Here is a 19270-nt window from a genome sequence, read left to right as displayed (position 1 = left end):
CTCCCATGACTCCACCCCTTCCGCGAAGACCCCGCTGGCGCAGCCTGGCCTTGCTGGCGCTTTGCCTGGCACCGCTGTTGTGGCCACTGGAGCACTTGGCCGAGCGTTATTACCGCAGCGAACTGGCCGGGCAGAACCGCCAGACGCTGGACCTCTACGTCGCCAACCTGCTGGGCACCCTGCATCGCTACGAAGTGCTGCCGCAGATCCTCGGCGACCTGCCGGCCCTGCGCACCGCCATCGACGCACCTCACGTCAGCACCAACCTGGTCAACGCCAACCACCTGCTCAAGGACGTCGCCGCCCAGGCCGGGGTGGAAGTGATGTACCTGATGGACACCACCGGCAAGACCCTCGCCGCGTCCAATTGGGACAAACAGGACAGCTTCGTCGGGCGTAATTTTTCCTTCCGTCCCTACTTCAGCGAAGCCATGGCCGGGCGCCTGGGACGATTCTTCGGGCTGGGCACCACCTCGGCCAAGCGCGGCTACTTCTTCGCGGCCGCCGTGCGCGATGGCGACACGATCATCGGGGTACTAGTGGTCAAGGTCGACCTGGACCACACCGAAAGCCTGTGGGGCAATACACCCGAACAACTGCTGGTGACCGACCACAACGGCGTGGTGATCCTCACGTCGCGCCCGCAATGGCGATTCCGCGCTACTCGGCCGCTGACTGACGAAGAACGCCGCGCCATCATCGCCATCCAGCCTTACCCGACCCGCGACCCGCAGCCGCTGAACCTCAGCTCCACCGCCTGGGTGCGCCAGTCTACCGACATCGCCGAAACCGGCTGGAAGGTCGAAATTCTCGCCCCGCGCACGTTAATCAGCCGCCCGGTGCGCACCGTGGTTGCGGTAGGGGGCGCCACCTTGCTGGTGCTGATGCTGTTGCTCGGCCTTATGATGCAGCGCCGTCGTCACTACCTGGAGCGCATCGCCTTCGAAGCCAAGGCCCGTCGCGAGCTGGAAATGCGCGTGATCGAACGGACCAGCGACCTCGAAGGCCTCAACCGACGCCTGAAACAGGAAGTGCTGGAGCGTGAACATGCCCAGCAGGAACTGGTGCGCGCCCAGGATGATTTGGTACAGGCCGGTAAGTTGTCGGCGCTGGGCACCATGTCGGCGAGCATCAGCCACGAGCTTAACCAGCCGCTGGCGGCGATTCGCAGCTACGCGGAAAACGCAGGGATTTTGCTCGACCATGAGCGCACCGACGACGCCCGTGGCAACCTCAAGCTGATCAGCGAATTGACCGGACGCATGGCCTCGATCATCGCCCACTTGCGCGCCTTCGCCCGGCGCGACCGGCATGCGCCGGAGAGCGTGGCCTTGCAACCGGCGCTGGACGATGCGCTGGCGCTGCTGGCCAAGCGGCGGCGGGCGATGGAAGTGGAGCTGATCCGCGACCTGCCCGAGGCAACCTTGTGGGTGGCCGCCGGGGAAACCCGCCTGCGCCAGGTGCTGGGCAACCTGTTGGCCAATGCCCTGGACGCCCTGACCGAAAAAGGTCCGCCGCGCAAACTCTGGTTGAGTGCCCAAACCACCGAACAGGGCGTCAACCTGTACATTCGCGACAACGGCCCGGGGTTCTGCATGGAAGCCCTGGGCCGCGCCAGCGAGCCCTTCTACACCACCAAGACCCGCACCCAGGGCCTGGGGTTGGGCCTGGCGATCTGCGACACCCTGATGCGCGCCTTTGGCGGTGAACTGTTGTTCGCCAATCACAAGGAAGGTGGCGCGCTGTTAACCTTGAAACTGCGCGCCGGAGCACCGGGTGTCAGTCTGCAACCGTCCGAGGACCGCAGTGTATGAGTATCGATAACCAGATTCAGGTGGTGTTGATCGACGATGATCCACACCTGCGTCAGGCCCTGTGCCAGACCCTGGACCTGGCCGGGCTGAAAGTCCTGACCCTCGGCGAAGCCCAGGGTCTGACGTCGCGCCTGTCCCGGGATTGGCCGGGGGTGGTGGTGAGCGACATCCGCATGCCCAGCATGGACGGCCTGGAACTGTTGAGAGAGCTTCATGCCCAGGACCCGGAGCTGCCGGTGCTGCTGATCACCGGCCACGGCGACGTACCGCTGGCGGTGCAGGCCATGCGGACCGGCGCCTATGACTTCCTGGAAAAACCCTTCGCCAGCGACGCCCTGCTCGACAGCGTGCGCCGCGCCCTGGCCCTGCGCCGCCTGGTGCTGGACAACCGCAGCCTGCGCCTGGCCCTCAGCGACCGTCAGCAATTGAGCACGCGCCTGGTGGGGCACTCACCGCAGATGCTGCGCCTGCGCGAGCAGATCGGCGCGCTGGCGGCGACCAAGGCTGATGTGCTGATTCTTGGCGAGACCGGCGCCGGCAAAGAGGTGGTGGCGCGTGCGCTGCACGACCTGTCGAACCGCCGCACCGGCCCGTTCGTGGCGATCAACGCCGGGGCGTTGGCCGAGTCAGTGGTGGAAAGCGAGTTGTTCGGGCATGAGCCGGGAGCCTTTACCGGTGCCCAGAAGCGGCGTATCGGCAAGTTCGAATTCGCCAACGGCGGCACGCTGTTTCTGGATGAAATCGAAAGCATGAGCCTGGACGTACAGGTCAAGCTGCTAAGGCTGTTGCAGGAGCGCGTGGTGGAACGTCTGGGGGGCAATCAGTTGATCCCGCTGGATATCCGCATCATCGCCGCCACCAAGGAAGACCTGCGCCAGTCCGCCGACCAGGGGCGCTTCCGGGCCGACTTGTATTACCGCCTCAACGTCGCGCCGCTGCGCATTCCGCCACTGCGCGAGCGGGGCGAGGATGCGCTGATGCTGTTCCAGCACTTTGCCGACGAAGCCAGCACCCGCCACGGGCTACCCATGAAAGAGCTGCAACCGGGGCAACGCGCGCTGCTGTTGCGTCACAGCTGGCCGGGCAATGTGCGCGAGCTGCAAAACGCCGCGGAGCGTTTCGCCCTGGGCCTTGAGTTGGCGCTGGACAGCTCCCCGGACAACCCTTCGGCCGGCGTCCTGACCAGCACGCCCGGCGGGTTGAGCGAACAGGTCGAGCAGTTTGAAAAAAGCCTGATCGCCGCCGAACTGGCACGCAGCCACAACTCCATGCGCAGCCTCGCCGAAGCCCTGGGCGTACCGCGCAAGACCCTGCACGACAAACTGCGCAAGCACGGGCTGAATTTCGCCGACAGCGGCAACAGCCACGCTGACGACGAATGACCCTTTTCCCCCTGCCACGAGGCCACCATGAGTCGCGATAGCCGTTACCTGGAATCGATCCTTCACCACGACATTCCCCTGACCCGGGAAATGGGCCTCAAGGTGCTCGACTGGCAGGACCGGCAACTGCAACTGCGCTTGCCGCTGGACGCCAACATCAACCACAAGAGCACCATGTTTGGCGGCAGCCTGTATTGCGGCGCCGTACTGGCGGGCTGGGGTTGGCTGCATTTGCAGTTGCGCGAGGAAGGAATCGAAGACGGGCACATCGTGATTCAGGAAGGGCAGATCAGTTATCCGCTGCCGGTGACCACGGATGCGACGGCGATTTGCCAGGCACCTGATGAAAAGGTGTGGAAGCGGTTTTTGGCCACCTATAAGCGTTACGGCCGGGCGCGGCTGGCGCTGGAAACGTGGATCGTCAACGAGGGCAGTGAAGAGCGGGCCGTGGCCTTTACCGGGCAGTACGTCCTGCACCGCTAGAAGCCATTACCCATAACCACTGTGGGAGCTGGCTTGCCTGCTCCCACAATTGATCGGTGTTTGGTTTAAGACCGGGCCAGGGTCAGCAACCGCTCACGCCACTCGGCCTTGGCTGGCAACGCCAGGAAAAACGGATTCAACAGCGACTCCCGCGCCGGATAGCTGAACGGCTGCCCATCCAGTTCAAGCACTTCACCGCCCGCCCCTTCCAGCACGCCTTGCGCGGCCGCCGTGTCCCACTGTGAGGTGGGCGCCAGTCGCGGGTAGCAATCGGCGCTGCCTTCGGCCAACAGGCAGAACTTCAGCGAACTGCCGATATTGGCCAGTTTCAACTCGCCCAACCCGGCACTCAAGCCAGCGAGCAAGCGATCCTGTTCAGGGCTGGTATGGCGACGACTGGCAACCACGGTAAACGCTTCACCGCTCGCCGGGGTCTGGCGCACCTGGATTTGCTTCGGCGCAGCACCTACATCGGAACGCCAGGCACCCAGCCCGGCACCACCGAAATAGCACCGACCGCTGGTAGGCATCGACACGACACCGAACACCACGCGGCCTTTTTCGATCAGCGCGATGTTGACGGTGAACTCCTCGCTGCCGGAGATGAACTCCTTGGTGCCGTCCAGCGGGTCCACCAGCCACCAGCGCTGCCAGCCAGCGCGCACACTTTGGTCGATGTCGGCGTCTTCTTCCGACAGCACCGGAATGCTCGGGTCCAGGGCAGTAAGCCCGGCGAGGATCAGATGGTGGGCCGCCAGGTCGGCAGCGGTGACCGGTGAATCATCGGTCTTGGTGGTCACGGCCACGTCGGCACGCCAATACGGCAGGATGACCTCGCCGGCCTGGCGGGCCAATTCAATCACGGGGGCAATAAACGGGTGACCCAGGAACAGTTCGCTCATGGCTGGAACGCTCCACGCTGGGTCAACAGGTCGCGTACCAGATACAGCGCCGCCAAGGCGCGGCCCTCGCTGAACTGCTCGTTCTGCGCCAACTGCGAAAGCTCCCGCAGGTTGACCCGGTCAACGCGCATCGGCTCCGGCTCGTCGCCTTCCAGGCGCTCTTCGTACAGTTCGGTGGCCAGTACCACCTGGATTTTCTGGCTCATGTAGCCGGGGGACAGCGACAGTTCGGTGATGTGTTCCAACTGGCGGGCGCCAAAACCGGCTTCTTCCTTGAGCTCCCGGTCTGCCGCTGCCAACACGTCTTCACCCGGCTCGATCAGGCCCTTGGGCAATGACAGTTCGTACTCGTCGGTACCGCCGCAATATTCTTCGATCAACAGCGCATGGTCCGCGTCGATCATCGCCACGATCATGACCGCGCCATAACCGGCTCCCCTGCCCACCAGGCGTTCGTAGGTCCGCTCCACGCCATTGGAAAAGCGCAATTGCAACTCCTCCACGCGGAACAAACGGCTACTGGCGACTATTTCGCGGGCGAGGACGGTGGGTTTCTGGCGCATGAGCGGCTCCTTGGCGTGATCGGGTTACTATACCGTGGCTTTTCCGATTGTCTGTGTCGGATATCTTTTCTTACATGAGTGTTCTTTATGCCTCCACTGCCCTGGCACGCCATCGACACCGTCCTGCTGGACATGGACGGCACCTTGCTCGACCTGCACTTCGACAACCACTTCTGGATGGAGCACCTGCCCCAGCGCTACGCCGAACTGCATGGCGTGAGCCGGGCCATGGCCGAAATGGAGCTGCAGCCGCTGTTTGAGCGTAACGCCGGACAGTTGCAATGGTATTGCCTGGATTTCTGGAGCGCCGAACTCAAGATCCCGGTACGTGAACTCAAGTTGGAAACCGCTCACCTGATCGCCTTGCGCCCGGACGCCGATACCTTCCTGGCGGCAATCAAACAGGCCGGCAAGCGAGTGATCCTGATCACCAATGCCCATCGGGACTCGCTGTCGTTAAAGCTGGAACGCATCGAACTGGCGCCTTATTTCGAGCGGTTGATCAGCTCCCATGACTACGGGTTCGCCAAGGAAAACCCGCAGTTCTGGGACGCCCTGCACGCCGACATCGCCTTCGACCCGGCCCGTAGCCTGTTTATCGATGACACCTTGCCGATCCTGCGCAGTGCCCGGGATTTTGGCGTAGGGCATTTGCTGGCCGTGAAAGAACCGGACAGCCGGAAGGGGCCTAAGGACACGGCGGAGTTTGCAGCAGTTGGGGATTACCGGGAATTGATCGTAGGTTTGTAACAACGCTGAAGATCCAATGTGGGAGCGGGCTTGCTCGCTCCCACATTTGGTCCGCGTATTACTCAGGAATACGCAGCGTCTGCCCTGGGTAGATTTTGTCCGGATGGGACAGCAGCGGCTTGTTGGCCTCGAAGATTTTGTTGTACTGGTTGGCGTTGCCATACACCGCCAGCGAAATCGCACTCAGGGTGTCGCCCTTTTTCACCACTACAAAGCGGGCGGCAGCGACAACTGGACCGGACACGGTGATCTGGTCATCAACACTCGCAACGCCAGCGATGTTGCCCAGCGCCAACAGGATTTTCTCTTTCTCTTCCTGGCTGGCGACTTCACCGGTCACGGTCACCTTGTCACCGTCAACGGTGGTTTGCACATTGGGGTTACCCAACCCGACCTTGGCCACGTGATCTTTCAACTGCTCGCTGGCGTTGGCATTACCCGGCGTCAACAGATCAATCAACTTCTCGCCTGCTTCCTTAACAAAACTGAAAATACTCATGGTGCGCTCTCCTTGGGATTTGAATTCCAGATGCCAAAGACTAGACCAGTCCTACAGAATTGGGTTCCTGCCTGACCAAAGACCCAAACGCGCTAGAATCACCCCGCATTGGAATAAGCCCTGGAGCGAAGATGGACATCAAGCAGCTGAAATTCCTCATCGCCCTCGACGAAACCCGTCACTTCGGCCAGGCCGCTGCACGCTGCCATATCACCCAGCCGACCCTGTCGATGCGCCTGCGCAGCCTGGAAGAAGAGCTTGATCTTCCGCTGGTCAATCGCGGCCAGCGCTTCGAAGGCTTTACCGCTCCGGGTGAACGCGTGTTGGCGTGGGCACGCACGGTGCTGGCGGCGTACGACGGGCTGCAGGCTGAAGCGGCGGCCTGTCGCGGCAACCTGGTGGGTACGTTGCGCCTGGGCGTGGTGCCGTTGTCGAGCTTCGATCCGCTGGCATTGATGCAGAAACTGCATAAAGAGCACCCGAGCCTGCGCTTCGAGTTGTCAGCCCTGAGTTCCGAGCAAATCCTCGAACAACTGGCGAGCAACCGCCTGGACCTCGGCGTGTCGTACCTCGAACGCCTGGACGCCGAGCGTTTCGACTCCCTGGCCTTGGGCGAAACCCGCATGGGCCTGCTGTACGACCAACGGTTCTTCAGCTTCGGTGACAAGCCCCTGAGCTGGGAAGCGCTGATCGAACTGCCCTTGGGCATGCTCACCAGCGGCATGCACTTTCGCCAGTCCATCGACCACAATTTCCACAGCCGCGGCCTCAACCCGCAGCCGCTGTTGCAGACCGATGCCGTCCATCAATTGTTACAAGCCGTGCACGGCGGCCTGTGCTGCGCGGTGATGCCGCTGGACGGCGGCCTCGATGCGCTCACCGAGCACCTGCGCCTGCAACCCATTGAAGACGCTCACACTCTGGCCCGCCTGGGGCTGATCATGCGTCGCAGCGCACCGCGTTCGGCGTTGGCAGAAGCCTGTTTTGCGCTGTATCAGAAATCGCTGCCGGCGCCTTGATCGACGTCATCTATCGGTAGATCAGTACTGACGATTAGACGCGACCCTTTGTCGCGCCTAGTCTTACAGCTGAATACTCCCGGTGGTAATGCCCAATGAACGCCCAGCGCCCAGTTTGCGCGGCGCCCGCCCTCGAAACGCCCGCGCCCGCCGCCAGCCAGAGCTACCAGTTTTGTAATCTCGAACACACCGAATCGGCCAGCACCGCGCTCGCCGAAGAGGTGGCGTTGGCGATTGCCTATAACGACATCAGCCAGGCGGTGATGCTGGTGACGCCGACCGACCTTGAAGATTTTATTGTCGGTTTCAGCATCGGTAGCGGCATTATCGAAGACGTTAGTGACATTTATGACCTGAAAATCAGCGGATCGGGCTCGACCCAATACGCGCAGGTGCAGATTTCCAGCCGTGCCTTCTGGAACATGAAACAGCAGCGCCGGCAATTGGCGGGCACCAGTGGCTGTGGCCTGTGCGGCGTAGAAGCGGTGGAACAGGCGCTGCCCAACCTCAAAGTACTGCCTGGCGCGCCCCTGCCGCCCGCCGAATGGCTGGAGGGCCTGCGCCAGCGCATCAGCGCGTTCCAGCCCTTGGGCCAATACAGCGGCGCGGTGCATGCGGCGGTGTTCATGAGCAACCAGGGTGAATTGCTGCTGGGCCGCGAAGACATCGGCCGGCATAACGCCCTCGATAAGCTGATCGGCGCGCTGATCCGCCAAAAGATTCCGACCGACGGCGGCCTGGCGATTGTCACCAGTCGCTGCAGCCTCGAACTGATCCAGAAAGTATTGCGCGCAGGCATCCAGACCCTGGTCAGCCTATCGTCGCCCACCGGCCTGGCCCTGCAATGGGCCCGCCGGCACAACCTCAATCTCATCCACCTGCCGCAGAAAAGTGCGCCGCGGGTCTATAGCCCTGCGATGGAGAACCAAGCGTGAGCACTCATCATCAAGCCGACGACAAACCCACCCCGCGCTACAAGCCCTACAAAGGCCCGGCGGGTGGCTGGGGCGCACTGATCAGCGTGGCGCAAGCCTGGCTGACCAGCGACAACGCGCTGAAAAACATTCGCATGATGCTCAAGACCAACCAGAACGGCGGCTTCGACTGCCCGGGCTGCGCCTGGGGCGACTCGCCGGAAAGCGGCATGGTCAAGTTCTGCGAGAACGGCGCCAAGGCGGTCAACTGGGAAGCCACCAAGCGCCGGGTCGACGCGGCATTCTTCGCCAAGCACAGCGTCAGCGCGCTGCTGGAGCAGAGCGACTATTGGCTTGAGTATCAGGGCCGTCTGACCGAGCCAATGAGCTACGACGCCGAAACCGACCGTTACAAGCCCATCAGTTGGGAGTCTGCGTTCGACCTGATCGGCAAGCACCTCAATGCTCTGCCAAACCCGGACATGGCCGAGTTCTATACCTCGGGCCGGGCCAGCAACGAGGCGGCTTATCTGTATCAACTGTTCGTGCGCTCCTACGGCACCAACAACTTCCCGGATTGCTCGAACATGTGCCACGAAGCCAGCGGCGTGGCCCTGGCGCAAAGCGTCGGCGTGGGCAAAGGCACCGTGACCTTCGATGACTTCGAACATGCGGACGCGATTTTTGTCTGGGGCCAAAACCCGGGCACCAACCACCCACGGATGCTCGAACCGCTGCGCGAAGCGGTAAAACGTGGCGCCCAGGTGGTGTGCATCAACCCGCTGAAAGAGCGTGGGCTGGAACGCTTCCAGCACCCGCAACACCCGCTGGAAATGCTTACCAACGGCGACAAGCCGACCAACACCGCCTACTTCCGCCCGGCACTGGGTGGCGACATGGCCATTCTGCGCGGCATGGCGAAATTCCTGCTGCTGTGGGAGCGCCAGGCCCAGGCCGAAGGCAAAGAGGCCGTGTTCGACCACGACTTCCTCAATGAACACACCGCCAACGTGCTGGATTACCTGGGCAAGATCGACGACACCTCCTGGGATGAAATCGTCGAACAGTCCGGCCTGACCCTGGTGGAGATCGAGCAAGCGGCGCGCATGTACGCCAAAGGCAAGAACGTGATCATGTGCTGGGCGATGGGCATCACCCAACATCGCCACTCGGTGCCGACCATCCAGGAAATCGCCAACCTGATGCTGCTGCGCGGCAACATCGGCCGCCCAGGCGCCGGCCTGTGCCCGGTGCGTGGCCACAGTAACGTGCAGGGCGACCGCACCATGGGCATCAACGAGCGGCCGCCGGTGGCGTTCCTTGATTCCCTGGAACGTCGCTTCCAGTTCCAGGTACCGCGAGACAACGGCCATAACGTGGTGGAAGCAATCCACGCCATGCTCGAAGGCCGCTCCAAAGTGTTTATCGGCCTGGGCGGCAACTTCGCCCAAGCCACGCCGGACAGCCCACGCACCTTTGAAGCGCTGCGCAATTGCGACCTGACCGTGCAGATCAGCACCAAGCTCAACCGCAGCCACCTGATGCACGGCAAAGACGCATTGATCCTGCCGTGCCTGGGCCGTACCGACATCGACATTCAGGCCGAAGGCCCGCAAGCGGTGACCGTGGAAGACTCGTTCAGCATGGTCCACGCCTCCAATGGGCAACTGCAGCCGCTGTCGAAACAGATGAAATCCGAGCCTGCGATTCTCGCTGGCATTGCCGCCGCCACCCTGGGCAGCAAGCCGGTGGACTGGAACTGGCTGGTGGCCGATTACGACCGCATTCGCGACCTGATCGCCGACACCATTCCGGGCTTCAAAGACTTCAACGAACGCCTGAAAAACCCGGGCGGTTTCTACCTGGGCAACTCCGCCGGCGCACGTCGCTGGAATACCCCGTCGGGCCGCGCCAACTTCCGCCCGAACATCCTGCCCAAGGACCTGGTGCACGAACGCACCCGCAACACCGGGCAACTGCCGGACCTGATCATGCAGTCGATGCGCTCCCACGATCAGTACAACACCACCATCTATGGCCTGGACGACCGCTATCGCGGGGTCAAGGGTCAGCGGGATGTGTTGTTCGTCAATGAAGCCGACATCATCCGCCTGGGCTTCAAGCCGGGGCAGAAGGCCGACATCGTGTCGATCTGGGATGACGGCCGTGAGCGTCGGGTGAAGGGCTTTACCTTGCTGGCGTTTGATATTCCGGCCGGGCAAGCGGCGGCGTATTACCCGGAAGTGAACCCGCTGGTGCCGCTGGAAAGCACCGGGGATGGCAGCCATACGCCAACGTCGAAATTCGTGGCGATTCGGTTGGAAGCAGCAAGTGCGACCGGCTTGATCATGGCGAAGTCGGCCTAAGCGACACCTCGCCACAGGCAGCACCCGAGTTTTTTACGGGCACAAAAAAGGCCGCTTTTTCTTAAAAGCGGCCGTTCCGAAGTAACTAAAGACTCGCAAAAACGACTTAAGTTCCCGATAAAAAACAACAACTTACAGAATTGTATACAACCCATACCACTGGTCGGGTTTCGATTGTTTCCGCCTCGATACAACCTCAGGATCGCGCCGTCATCCTCTTGAGGTTCCTCTATGAAGTTCTCCTCGATTCTCTTGTTGTCCCTTGGCCTGGTCAGTGGCGCAGCCATGGCCGGTGGCACCACCGAAGCCGGTGTGGGCGGCGCATTGGGCGGGGTTTTAGGTTCGGTCGTAGGTCAGCAGTTGGGCGGTAACACCGGTTCGGCCATCGGTGCAGCCCTGGGCGGCGCAGGCGGCAGTGCGGTCGGCGCAGACAAGCGCAGCCGTGGCGAAGCGGCCATTGGCGGCGCATTGGGCGCGGCCGGCGGCAACGTGGTGGGCCGCAGTGTCGGCGGCAGCACCGGCAGCCTGATCGGCGCAGCAGCCGGCGGTGGCGCCGGTGGCGCGCTGGGCAACTACATGGGCAACAAGAGCGATGACGACGACCGTCGTTACCGCGGGCGCGACGACCGCCGTTATGACCGCGATGACCATCGCGGGCGCGGGCATGCTTATGGGCATCGCAAGAACAAGCATCACTATCGCCACCGCTAAGACTGGAAATACCTTCCGGAAAACGCAGCAAAATAGTGTGGGAGCTGGCTAGCCTGCGATGCAGTCGCCTCGGTGTATCAGCCAAATCGCGGCGATGCTATCGCAGGCAAGCCAGCTCCCACATAAGCGGCGTTAAGCCACCAAGCGCTGCAAGGCACCTCGCAGCGCTTCTGGAATCGACACCGGCTGGTTCGACGCCCGATCCACGAACACATGCACAAACCTCCCCGCAGCACAGGCGTCCTCTTCGCCAGCCTTGAACACCGCCAGCTCATACTGCACCGAACTGTTGCCCAACTTGCCCACCCGCAGGCCGATCTCGATGCGGTCCGGAAAGGCAATCGACGCGAAGTAATCGCACGCCGAACTCACCACAAAACCTACCACCTCGCCGTCATGAATATCCAATCCGCCCTCCTCGATCAGGTAGGTATTTACCGCCGTGTCGAAGAAGCTGTAATAGGTGACGTTATTCACATGGCCATACACATCGTTGTCATGCCAGCGCGTGATGATCGGCTGGAAGTGACGGTAGTCGGCGCGCTGCGGCATTGAGTCAGACATGGGCAAGTCTCGGGTCAGTGAATTTACAGGTCGTTCAAATGAGCTTCAGCCCATTCCCGCACTTCGGCGTAGGGATATTCCTCAAGCGCAGCGAAGCCTGGAATGCTCTTCGCCTTGAGCTTGGTAAACAACGGCACGCTGATCCCGCCCAGGAACCGCGTCAAGCGCTCCGCGCCCGGCAAGTGGCCGTTGTACTCATGATGCCTGTGGATAAATTCACCGCACAGCGCCTGGAAGTTTTTATCCACAAGCAGCGGCAAGCTCGGCGGCGCTGGCAAGTGTGCAACGTTACCGTGGCACACCGAACAATGCCCGCATTGCCGGGGCGCGTTTTCGTCGCCGAAATAGTGCGCCAGACGGTAACCCAGGCACTCCTCTGTAGCGAACAGATCCAGCATGGCGTGAATCCGCGCCACCTCTGTCACCTCGTGCTGCTTGAAGCCTGTGTATAACTCCGTGCTCAGCGCGTGTGGATCGAAGTCGGTATTCAGCAGGCCGTAAACCTCGGTCATCTGCTTGCTTTCCATCTCGATCAGGCCCTGTTCCTGGAAGTAATCCAGAGCCTTTACCACCCGATTGCGCTCGGCCTGATGCTGCTGATAAAGCGCATCGAAATCCACCGTCGCCCAGGTTTTTGCCCGTTTGCAGACCTGGATAATTGCCGCGACAAACTGCTGCCGCTCGCCGGAAAACCGCGCCAGCAGTGCTTCAGGCTCAATCAGGTACTTGAAGCGGTATTCGGCGTAAAACGCATAGCGCGGCGCGATCACGCCCTTGAGCTCAAGCTGCACCAGCAAGGTCTTCAGCGGCAGCTCGCGGATGTTGCTGTGGTCCGAAAGAGAGCGGAGTAGAAACTCCCACTGCCCTTCAGCACGGGCCGCCTGTATCTCCTCAAGGACGCGGCGAATGCCTTCCTGCTCCGGCGTGTCGCCGTACACAAAGTTCTCCAGGATATTGAGGCTGTCACGGTTAGCCAAGACCAGACAATCAGACGGCTGCCCATCACGTCCGGCACGACCGATTTCCTGGCTGTAATTCTCGATGGATTTGGGCAGGTCGAAGTGCACCACGTTGCGAATGTCGCTTTTGTCGATGCCCATGCCAAAGGCAATCGTGGCGACAATGCAATTGGACTGGCCGCCCATGAATCGCCGCTGAATGCCTTCACGCTTATCGTTGGGCAACCCTGCGTGGTAAGCCTCGGCCTGGATACCGTTGCGATTCAAATGCTCGGCAATCTGTTCGGCGGTTTTCTGCAGGGTGACGTAGACGATACTCGGCTGATTGGCCCGCTCTTTCATCCAGGCCACCAGGCGTCGACGCTTGTCCTGGCCGGCGACGGGCTCAACGAGCAGGTTGAGATTGGCGCGGTAAAAGCCCGTGGTGATCACATCGTCCGGCGCAATGGCGAACTTGGCCTGCATGTCGGCGATCACCTTGGGCGTGGCCGTAGCGGTCAACAGCAGCGCCTGGGGGATGCGGAACTGGCGTTGGTAGTCCGGCAGCTTCAGGTAATCCGGGCGAAAGTTGTGGCCCCATTCGGAAATACAGTGAGCCTCGTCCACCACCAGCAGCGAGATCGGCACGCTTTGCAGGAAATTGCGAAAGCGCTCGTTCTTCAAGCGCTCCACGGAAACCATCAGGATCTTCAGCTCTCCCGAACGCGCCCGGGCCATGACGTCATTGGCGTCATCCCGGCTCTGGGCCGAATCGATGCTGCCAGCGGAAATACCGTGGCGTTGCAAGAAACCCAACTGGTCCTGCATCAACGCCAGCAACGGCGACACCACCAGCGTCAGATGCGGCAGCAACACAGCGGAAAGTTGATAGCACAGGGACTTGCCGGAACCGGTGGGGAAAATCGCCGCCGCCGAACGGCCGGCCAGCACGGCGCTGATCGCCGCCTCCTGGCCCAAACGAAACTGTGGATAACCAAAGACCTGTTGGAGGGTGTTGTGCATAAGCTGTCACTCCATTGACCGCTGAACGAGCCCAAAACATAGACCAGCGCATTCAGCGAATCGAGAAAGGTCGCAAGTTAAAAAGAGTCAGGATGATACACAGCCTGGGCAATGGAGTAGGCACCAGTAGGAAACGTTCCAACCTCGCGCAGGACGCATCTCGAAACCCATTGCGCTACAATCAAGCTTCGCACCGAGAGGAAGCTGTCATGGCCGAACTGACGTTTGAGCAAAAGCAGGATCACTACGACAAGATCCGCCGATCCAACTACCTGGCCAGCCTGCGCCTGGAAGGGTTCGACACCCAGCCCGCCGACGTCGACAAGCCCCTGCCGACCCGGGAAGCCGTCCTCGCCAAGTACCGCAACACCCCACGCTGATGCTCGACAAATACGGCGTGGGCCAGGACCCATACTGCTACCCCGGTAGCAGCGTCCTGCGTAACCGCCTGGATTTGTTCGACGAAGAGCGCCTGCACCAGGCCGAGCGGGAACTGTCTGAAATTGCCGTAGGCAGCCTGCCACTGTTTCCCCCGCCCTACGACCTTGAACGCCTGCAACACATCCACCGCACCCTGTTCGGAGACATCTACGACTGGGCCGGCGAACTGCGTACGGTCAACATCCAGAAAGGCGACACCCTGTTCTGCACACCAGAGCGTATCCCGCCCGAAGCCGCAAAGATCATCCAGCACATGGCGCAGGCCAACTGGTTTGTCGGCGTTACCCAGGCCGAGTTGGTGACACAGATCGCCGAGGCTTATGGCGACCTCAACGTGATCCACCCGTTTCGCGAAGGGAACGGCCGGGCGCAGCGGATTCTGTTCGAGCAGATCATCGTGAATGCCGGGTTTTCAGTGAACTGGTGGCTGGTGAAGAACGCAGCGTGGATACCGGCGAACATCGATGCAGTGGCGTGTGATTACCGGGGGTTGGAGGCGATTTTTGAGCGGTGCATCAGCACCCCGCGCTAGCCCTGATCGTTAAAGCTGGTAACGATCTGTTTATTGCTCTCGCCCCGCACTCCCGCCAAGGTTCGCCCCGTCGTTGCAAATTCAGCGACCGGGTTTGGTCACTCGAAAACAGCACACATAAGTGCCATCACTTGTCTGGCGGACGTCTATCGTCTTCTCAGCGCAATGTTATGGCGGCTGTGTGTGGGACGTCCTCGGACGTGCCGGATTGCTGTTTCCGGTTGGCCAACCTGCGCACAGTCCGCCACCCATCGTTTGGCCACGGTGATGATGGTTACTTAACAGCAAACCGAGTACCTTCAAATGCAAACACCTGAAGCGATAAACCGCTACCTTCCACTTGGCACCAACTTCACCGATACCCACCCCCTGCTCATCGACACCGAAGCCGCCGCCGAAGATATCCAGTCCGCAGCCCACCAACGCATCCGCGCTGCAGCCGATCTGCTCGAAACCTTCTCCTGCCTGACCTTCGAACAGGCCGACCTCAAAGACATTTCCCACATCACCAACGCCTTGTACCTGCTCGTCCAAGACGGTTGCGACCTGCTGGGAGCCGCCCAAACCGGCATGATGCAACTCACCACCACCGACGCCGTAAAGCGAACGCCATCTGAGCAGTCGCAGAGCTAAAAATGTGGGAGCTGGCTTGCCCGCGATAGCAGAGTGTCAGACAACACTTCTACCACTGACACACCGCCATCGCGGGCAAGCCCGGCCTCCACTTTTGATTCAGTCGCCTGCGAAGTATCAATCCACTGCAAATCCAGGATAAGGCCGTAAGAAAACGCCGAGCGCCATGCCATATCCTTCCCAAACTGCTTGCCGCACCAGCCAATCCCTCTACAGAACTCACCGCAGCCTGACCGAAACTAGCGCTCCGTCATCTACTCGGCAAAAACCCCGTGAACCTCGAAAGGACTCAATACATCGGCCACTATGGCATCGCGTTCACCGTGATCCGATTTACCGTAACACCCCATAACAGACACAAACTCGCCACTCTGTGCCTGATTAGCGCGCAAGTCTCTGCTGACGCTCAAGCTAAAAGCGGAATCGGCCCTCAATGCTCTACGTCCTCAATGCACGTGTACTCAAATGAGTCATAGTCAGATGCTCTACTTACAAGCAGCGTGCTTTTTCGCCGCTTACCTGCTGCTGCACTACCAAATCACCGACGCCACAATCAGAACGCGATTTGCCCTCACCTTTCTAACGACGGGGCTAATCCTGACTTTCTGGCTACCCTACGTGGCCATCATTCTCAGCATTCAACTCCTCCCTATCGCCCTGTTCTTGATAGGCTTGGCACTGTTCATCACACGAAATAAATTTCGCCGGAAACGTAACCGCCCTCCTCACCCACTCCTGCGTACCCCCATCATGAACCTGGCCCCCCACTTCCCCGAAGACCCCGCCATGCAGCAACTCCTGCAACTGCTGCACGACGAAATCGGCTTGCCCAAACACAAAACCATCCGCCTCGAAACCTCAATCAACCTGGACTTGGGCTGCGACGGCACCGAGGCCAAGCAATTCATGGAGGCGCTGGAACAGGATTTCGCCGTCGACTTGAACGACTACGACGCTTATCGTTACTTCCAGCCTCCGGTCTTCGATGTGTTCCTGAAACGCCGAGCCAAAGGTCGCGGCGATAAAATCCCGCTGACCATCGGTATGCTCTACCTGGCTATCAAGACTGAGCGCTGGGACACCCAAACCCTGGAAAATCTCAGCTGAAGTGTGGGAGCCGGGCTTGCCCGCGATGAGGCCAGGACAGCCGACACACCTATAAGCCGATACACCGCAGCCCTCAAAAAAATAACAAGGACCTTACATGGACGTACTAATGGGCCTGCTGGCCGCCCTGCTCTGGGGCGGCACGGACTTCCTTGTGGGCCTCAATGCCCGAGCCGTCGGCGTAAAACGCGCGGTGTACTTCGGCCAGGCCTTGGGCTTCCTGATCATGACCCTGCTGCTGGTCATATTCCCGACCTTCCTCATCAAATCCCTCGCAGCGCCTTTGAGTGTGTGGCTCCTGGGCGCCGCAGCAGCCCTGCTGACCGTCTCAGGCGCCCTTGCGCTGTCCAAGGCCTTCTCGCTGGGCAAAGCGGCCATTGTCGCGCCGCTGGTGACGTCCTACGGTGTCGTGACTACTTTGCTGTCATGGGCCAGCGGCGAACACATCAGCCTGATCCAACTCGGCTGCATCGCCCTCTGCGTCATTGGCGTGATCCTGTCCAGCATTCACAAGGACAATGGCGTCCCTCACAACAGCTCCAGCCGCTCGATTGCCTACGCAATGCTCGCAGCGTTGCTCTACGGCACAAGCTTTTGGGTACAAGGCCGCTACACCCTGCCGACGCTTGGCCCGGTCACGATGCTTTGGCTTGGCTATCTGGTAGGCCTGTGCGTGCTGGTGTTGATGGTGCTCAAAATCAAAGACGGCCTGAAAATCCCGCCGCTGAAAAACTGCGCAACGCTGACCGGGGCGAGCTTGATGAACCTCGGCGGGTTCTCGGCATTCTCCTGGGGCGCCATGGCCGGCTCGGTTTCCGTGGTGACGGTGATCAGTACCTTATCGGGCGGGATCGCGGCGATTCTGGGGTTTGTGTTTTTCAAGGAGCGACTGTCAGCGGTACAAGTAACCGGGGTCGTATTGGTACTGGTCGGCGCTGTGGTTTTGCACCTCGTCGACTGACCCTTCACCCACAAAAAAGCCGCCCACAAGGGGCGGCTTTTTCACAACGGCCGAATCTTACAACTTCGGACCCGCAGCCTTGATCGCATCGCTCACTTCAAACTTCTTGAAGTTCTCGATGAACAGGCCCGCCAGCGCTTTCGCGGCTTCGTCGTAAGCAGCCTTGTCAGCCCAGGTGTTACGTGGGTTCAACAGGCCAGTCTCGACGCCCGGTACTGCCAACGGCACGTCCAGGTTGATGGTGTCCAGGTGCTCGGTTTCGGCACCGATCAACGCGCCGCTCTGGATCGCTGCAATCACGCCACGGGTGGTCGGGATGTTGAAGCGCTTGCCAACGCCGTAGCCGCCGCCGGTCCAGCCGGTGTTGACCAGGTAGACCTTGGAGCCGAAGCCGCGCACGCGCTTGATCAGCAGTTCTGCGTATTCACCGGCCGGGCGCGGGAAGAATGGCGCGCCGAAGCAGGTGGAGAAGGTCGACTTGATGCCGCCGCCCGAGCCCATTTCGGTCGAGCCCACCAGTGCGGTGTAGCCGGACAGGAAGTGGTAGGCCGCTTGTTCTTCGCTGAGGATCGACACGGGCGGCAGTACGCCGGTCAGGTCGCAGGTCAGGAAGATCACAGCGTTTGGCTCGCCACCGAGGTTTTTCTCGGAACGCTTGGCCACGTGCTCCAGCGGGTAGGCGGCGCGGCTGTTCTGGGTCAGGCTGACGTTGGTGTAGTCGGCGTGCTTGGCATCGTCGATCACCACGTTTTCGAGCACGGTGCCGTGCTTGATGGCTTTCCAGATAACCGGCTCGTTCTTCTCGGACAGGTCGATGCACTTGGCATAGCAACCGCCTTCGATGTTGAACACCACGCCCTCGCCCCAACCGTGTTCGTCGTCACCGATCAGGTAACGGCTTTCGTCGGCGGACAGGGTGGTTTTGCCGGTGCCCGACAGGCCGAAGAACAGGGTCACGTCGCCAGCTTCGCCGATGTTGGCGGCGCAGTGCATTGGCAGTACGTCGGAAGCCGGCAGCAGGAAGTTCTGCACCGAGAACATGGCTTTTTTCATTTCACCGGCGTAACGCATGCCGGCGATCAGGACTTTTTTCTGGGCGAAATTGAGGATCACGCAACCGTCGGAGTTGGTGCCGTCACGCTCTGGCACGCATTCGAAGTTGGCCACGTTGAGCACTTGCCACTCTTCACGACCGGCCGGGTTGTACTGGGCCGGGTTGATGAACAGGCAACGACCGAACAGGTTCTGCCAGGCAGTCTGGGTGGTCATTTTCACGGCCAGGTAGTGGTCTTCTGCGGCCCCTACGTGAACGTGGGAAACGAAATGCTCTTGCGCGTTGTTGAATGCCTCGACGCGAGCCCATAGGGCATCGAACTTGTCGGCCGGGAACTTGCGGTTGATCGGGCCCCAGGCAATGGCAGCCTGGGTGGAAGGCTCTTCAACGATGAAGCGGTCGACTGGCGAACGGCCGGTACGATGACCGGTTTCTACGACCAGCGCTCCAGTATCGGCAAGCACGCCTTCACCGCGCTGCAGGGCTTCTTTGACCAGATCGTCAACACTCAGGTCAGTGTATACGGCGTTATTGGCTTGCGTCATGAGGTTCCCCGTCGGCCTATGGCCGAGTGCTCCAAACGTTTTGTAGTAGAAAGTTGCGCACTACTACCG

At 60.8% G+C, this 19270-nt stretch carries 19 protein-coding genes; 13 read left to right on the top strand and 6 right to left on the bottom strand.

Going from position 1 to position 19270, the window contains the following annotated elements:
• Positions 1-5: 5 nt before the first annotated feature.
• Genes MUM_RS0108430 through MUM_RS0108420 form a run of 3 tightly spaced genes read left to right on the top strand, consistent with a single transcriptional unit; the run spans position 6 to position 3679 of the window.
• A complete protein-coding gene (locus tag MUM_RS0108430) occupies positions 6-1814 on the top strand; it encodes a sensor histidine kinase (RefSeq protein WP_029615810.1) in 1809 nt (602 codons plus the stop codon).
• Positions 1811-3196 carry a sigma-54-dependent transcriptional regulator gene (locus MUM_RS0108425; RefSeq protein WP_010168975.1) on the top strand — a complete coding sequence of 462 codons (1386 nt, stop codon included), beginning with the start codon at positions 1811-1813 and terminating at the stop codon, positions 3194-3196. The genes MUM_RS0108430 and MUM_RS0108425 overlap by 4 nt, the downstream gene beginning before the upstream one ends.
• A 27-nt stretch (positions 3197-3223) precedes the next feature.
• Positions 3224-3679, top strand: coding sequence for a YiiD C-terminal domain-containing protein (locus MUM_RS0108420; RefSeq protein ID WP_010168974.1), 456 nt, complete (start codon positions 3224-3226; stop codon positions 3677-3679).
• A gap of 65 nt (positions 3680-3744) precedes the next feature.
• Here the strand turns inward: MUM_RS0108420 and cysQ are convergent, their stop codons facing one another.
• On the bottom strand, positions 3745-4581 hold the full coding sequence (gene cysQ / locus MUM_RS0108415; RefSeq protein WP_010168973.1) for a 3'(2'),5'-bisphosphate nucleotidase CysQ: 837 nt from the start codon (positions 4579-4581) through the stop codon (positions 3745-3747).
• Positions 4578-5144, bottom strand: coding sequence for an ADP compounds hydrolase NudE (gene nudE, locus MUM_RS0108410; protein ID WP_010168971.1), 567 nt, complete (start codon positions 5142-5144; stop codon positions 4578-4580). Before nudE ends, cysQ begins: the two co-directional genes overlap by 4 nt.
• A gap of 87 nt (positions 5145-5231) precedes the next feature.
• Here nudE and yrfG point away from each other — a divergent pair, with 87 nt between their 5' ends.
• The gene (gene yrfG / locus MUM_RS0108405) at positions 5232-5894 is read left to right on the top strand and encodes a GMP/IMP nucleotidase (protein ID WP_010168969.1); all 663 of its coding nucleotides are present in this window, start codon (positions 5232-5234) and stop codon (positions 5892-5894) included.
• A gap of 58 nt (positions 5895-5952) precedes the next feature.
• Here yrfG and lysM read toward each other — a convergent pair whose 3' ends face one another.
• The gene (lysM, locus tag MUM_RS0108400; protein WP_010168967.1) at positions 5953-6393 is read right to left on the bottom strand and encodes a peptidoglycan-binding protein LysM; all 441 of its coding nucleotides are present in this window, start codon (positions 6391-6393) and stop codon (positions 5953-5955) included.
• Between the two features lie 131 nt (positions 6394-6524).
• Here lysM and MUM_RS0108395 point away from each other — a divergent pair, with 131 nt between their 5' ends.
• The 4 genes from MUM_RS0108395 to MUM_RS0108380 all read left to right on the top strand — a co-directional run bounded on the left by MUM_RS0108395 (position 6525) and on the right by MUM_RS0108380 (position 11403).
• On the top strand, positions 6525-7412 hold the full coding sequence (locus MUM_RS0108395; protein ID WP_010168964.1) for a LysR family transcriptional regulator: 888 nt from the start codon (positions 6525-6527) through the stop codon (positions 7410-7412).
• 95 nt (positions 7413-7507) lie between these two features.
• The gene (fdhD, locus tag MUM_RS0108390; RefSeq protein ID WP_010168962.1) at positions 7508-8347 is read left to right on the top strand and encodes a formate dehydrogenase accessory sulfurtransferase FdhD; all 840 of its coding nucleotides are present in this window, start codon (positions 7508-7510) and stop codon (positions 8345-8347) included.
• Positions 8344-10692, top strand: coding sequence for an FdhF/YdeP family oxidoreductase (locus MUM_RS0108385; RefSeq protein ID WP_010168960.1), 2349 nt, complete (start codon positions 8344-8346; stop codon positions 10690-10692). Before fdhD ends, MUM_RS0108385 begins: the two co-directional genes overlap by 4 nt.
• Before the next feature lie 231 nt (positions 10693-10923).
• Positions 10924-11403: a glycine zipper domain-containing protein gene (locus tag MUM_RS0108380; RefSeq protein ID WP_010168957.1), complete on the top strand. Its 480-nt coding sequence runs from the start codon at positions 10924-10926 to the stop codon at positions 11401-11403.
• 132 nt (positions 11404-11535) lie between these two features.
• Here MUM_RS0108380 and MUM_RS0108375 read toward each other — a convergent pair whose 3' ends face one another.
• Together MUM_RS0108375 and MUM_RS0108370 are read right to left on the bottom strand one after the other, a co-directional pair.
• Positions 11536-11967 (bottom strand): acyl-CoA thioesterase, encoded by a 432-nt coding sequence (locus tag MUM_RS0108375; RefSeq protein WP_029615809.1) that lies wholly within the window; start codon positions 11965-11967, stop codon positions 11536-11538.
• A 23-nt stretch (positions 11968-11990) separates the two neighbouring features.
• A complete protein-coding gene (locus MUM_RS0108370; protein WP_010168951.1) occupies positions 11991-13928 on the bottom strand; it encodes a RecQ family ATP-dependent DNA helicase in 1938 nt (645 codons plus the stop codon).
• 209 nt (positions 13929-14137) lie between these two features.
• On the opposite strand from MUM_RS0108370, the gene MUM_RS1000000133115 reads away from it, so the two are divergent.
• From MUM_RS1000000133115 to MUM_RS0108345, 5 genes are all read left to right on the top strand, one after another.
• Positions 14138-14308: a YhfG family protein gene (locus MUM_RS1000000133115; RefSeq protein ID WP_003213201.1), complete on the top strand. Its 171-nt coding sequence runs from the start codon at positions 14138-14140 to the stop codon at positions 14306-14308.
• Positions 14308-14901 carry a putative adenosine monophosphate-protein transferase Fic gene (locus MUM_RS0108360; RefSeq protein ID WP_010168949.1) on the top strand — a complete coding sequence of 198 codons (594 nt, stop codon included), beginning with the start codon at positions 14308-14310 and terminating at the stop codon, positions 14899-14901. Before MUM_RS1000000133115 ends, MUM_RS0108360 begins: the two co-directional genes overlap by 1 nt.
• Before the next feature lie 303 nt (positions 14902-15204).
• Positions 15205-15534, top strand: a complete 330-nt coding sequence (locus MUM_RS0108355; protein WP_010168948.1) for a hypothetical protein — start codon at positions 15205-15207, stop codon at positions 15532-15534.
• Between the two features lie 750 nt (positions 15535-16284).
• A complete protein-coding gene (locus MUM_RS0108350) occupies positions 16285-16641 on the top strand; it encodes a DUF1493 family protein (protein WP_029615808.1) in 357 nt (118 codons plus the stop codon).
• Positions 16642-16750: 109 nt separating this feature from the next.
• On the top strand, positions 16751-17602 hold the full coding sequence (locus MUM_RS0108345) for a DMT family transporter (RefSeq protein WP_010168946.1): 852 nt from the start codon (positions 16751-16753) through the stop codon (positions 17600-17602).
• A gap of 57 nt (positions 17603-17659) precedes the next feature.
• On the opposite strand, the gene MUM_RS0108340 is transcribed toward MUM_RS0108345, so the two are convergent.
• Positions 17660-19201 (bottom strand): phosphoenolpyruvate carboxykinase, encoded by a 1542-nt coding sequence (locus MUM_RS0108340; protein WP_003213191.1) that lies wholly within the window; start codon positions 19199-19201, stop codon positions 17660-17662.
• Between the last annotated feature and the right edge of the window lie 69 nt (positions 19202-19270).

The sequence above is a fragment of the Pseudomonas sp. PAMC 25886 genome (assembly GCF_000242655.1).
Lineage (GTDB): Bacteria > Pseudomonadota > Gammaproteobacteria > Pseudomonadales > Pseudomonadaceae > Aquipseudomonas.
Note: the sequence above shows the minus strand (reverse complement) of the source record. Positions and strands in the feature narration are given on the sequence as shown.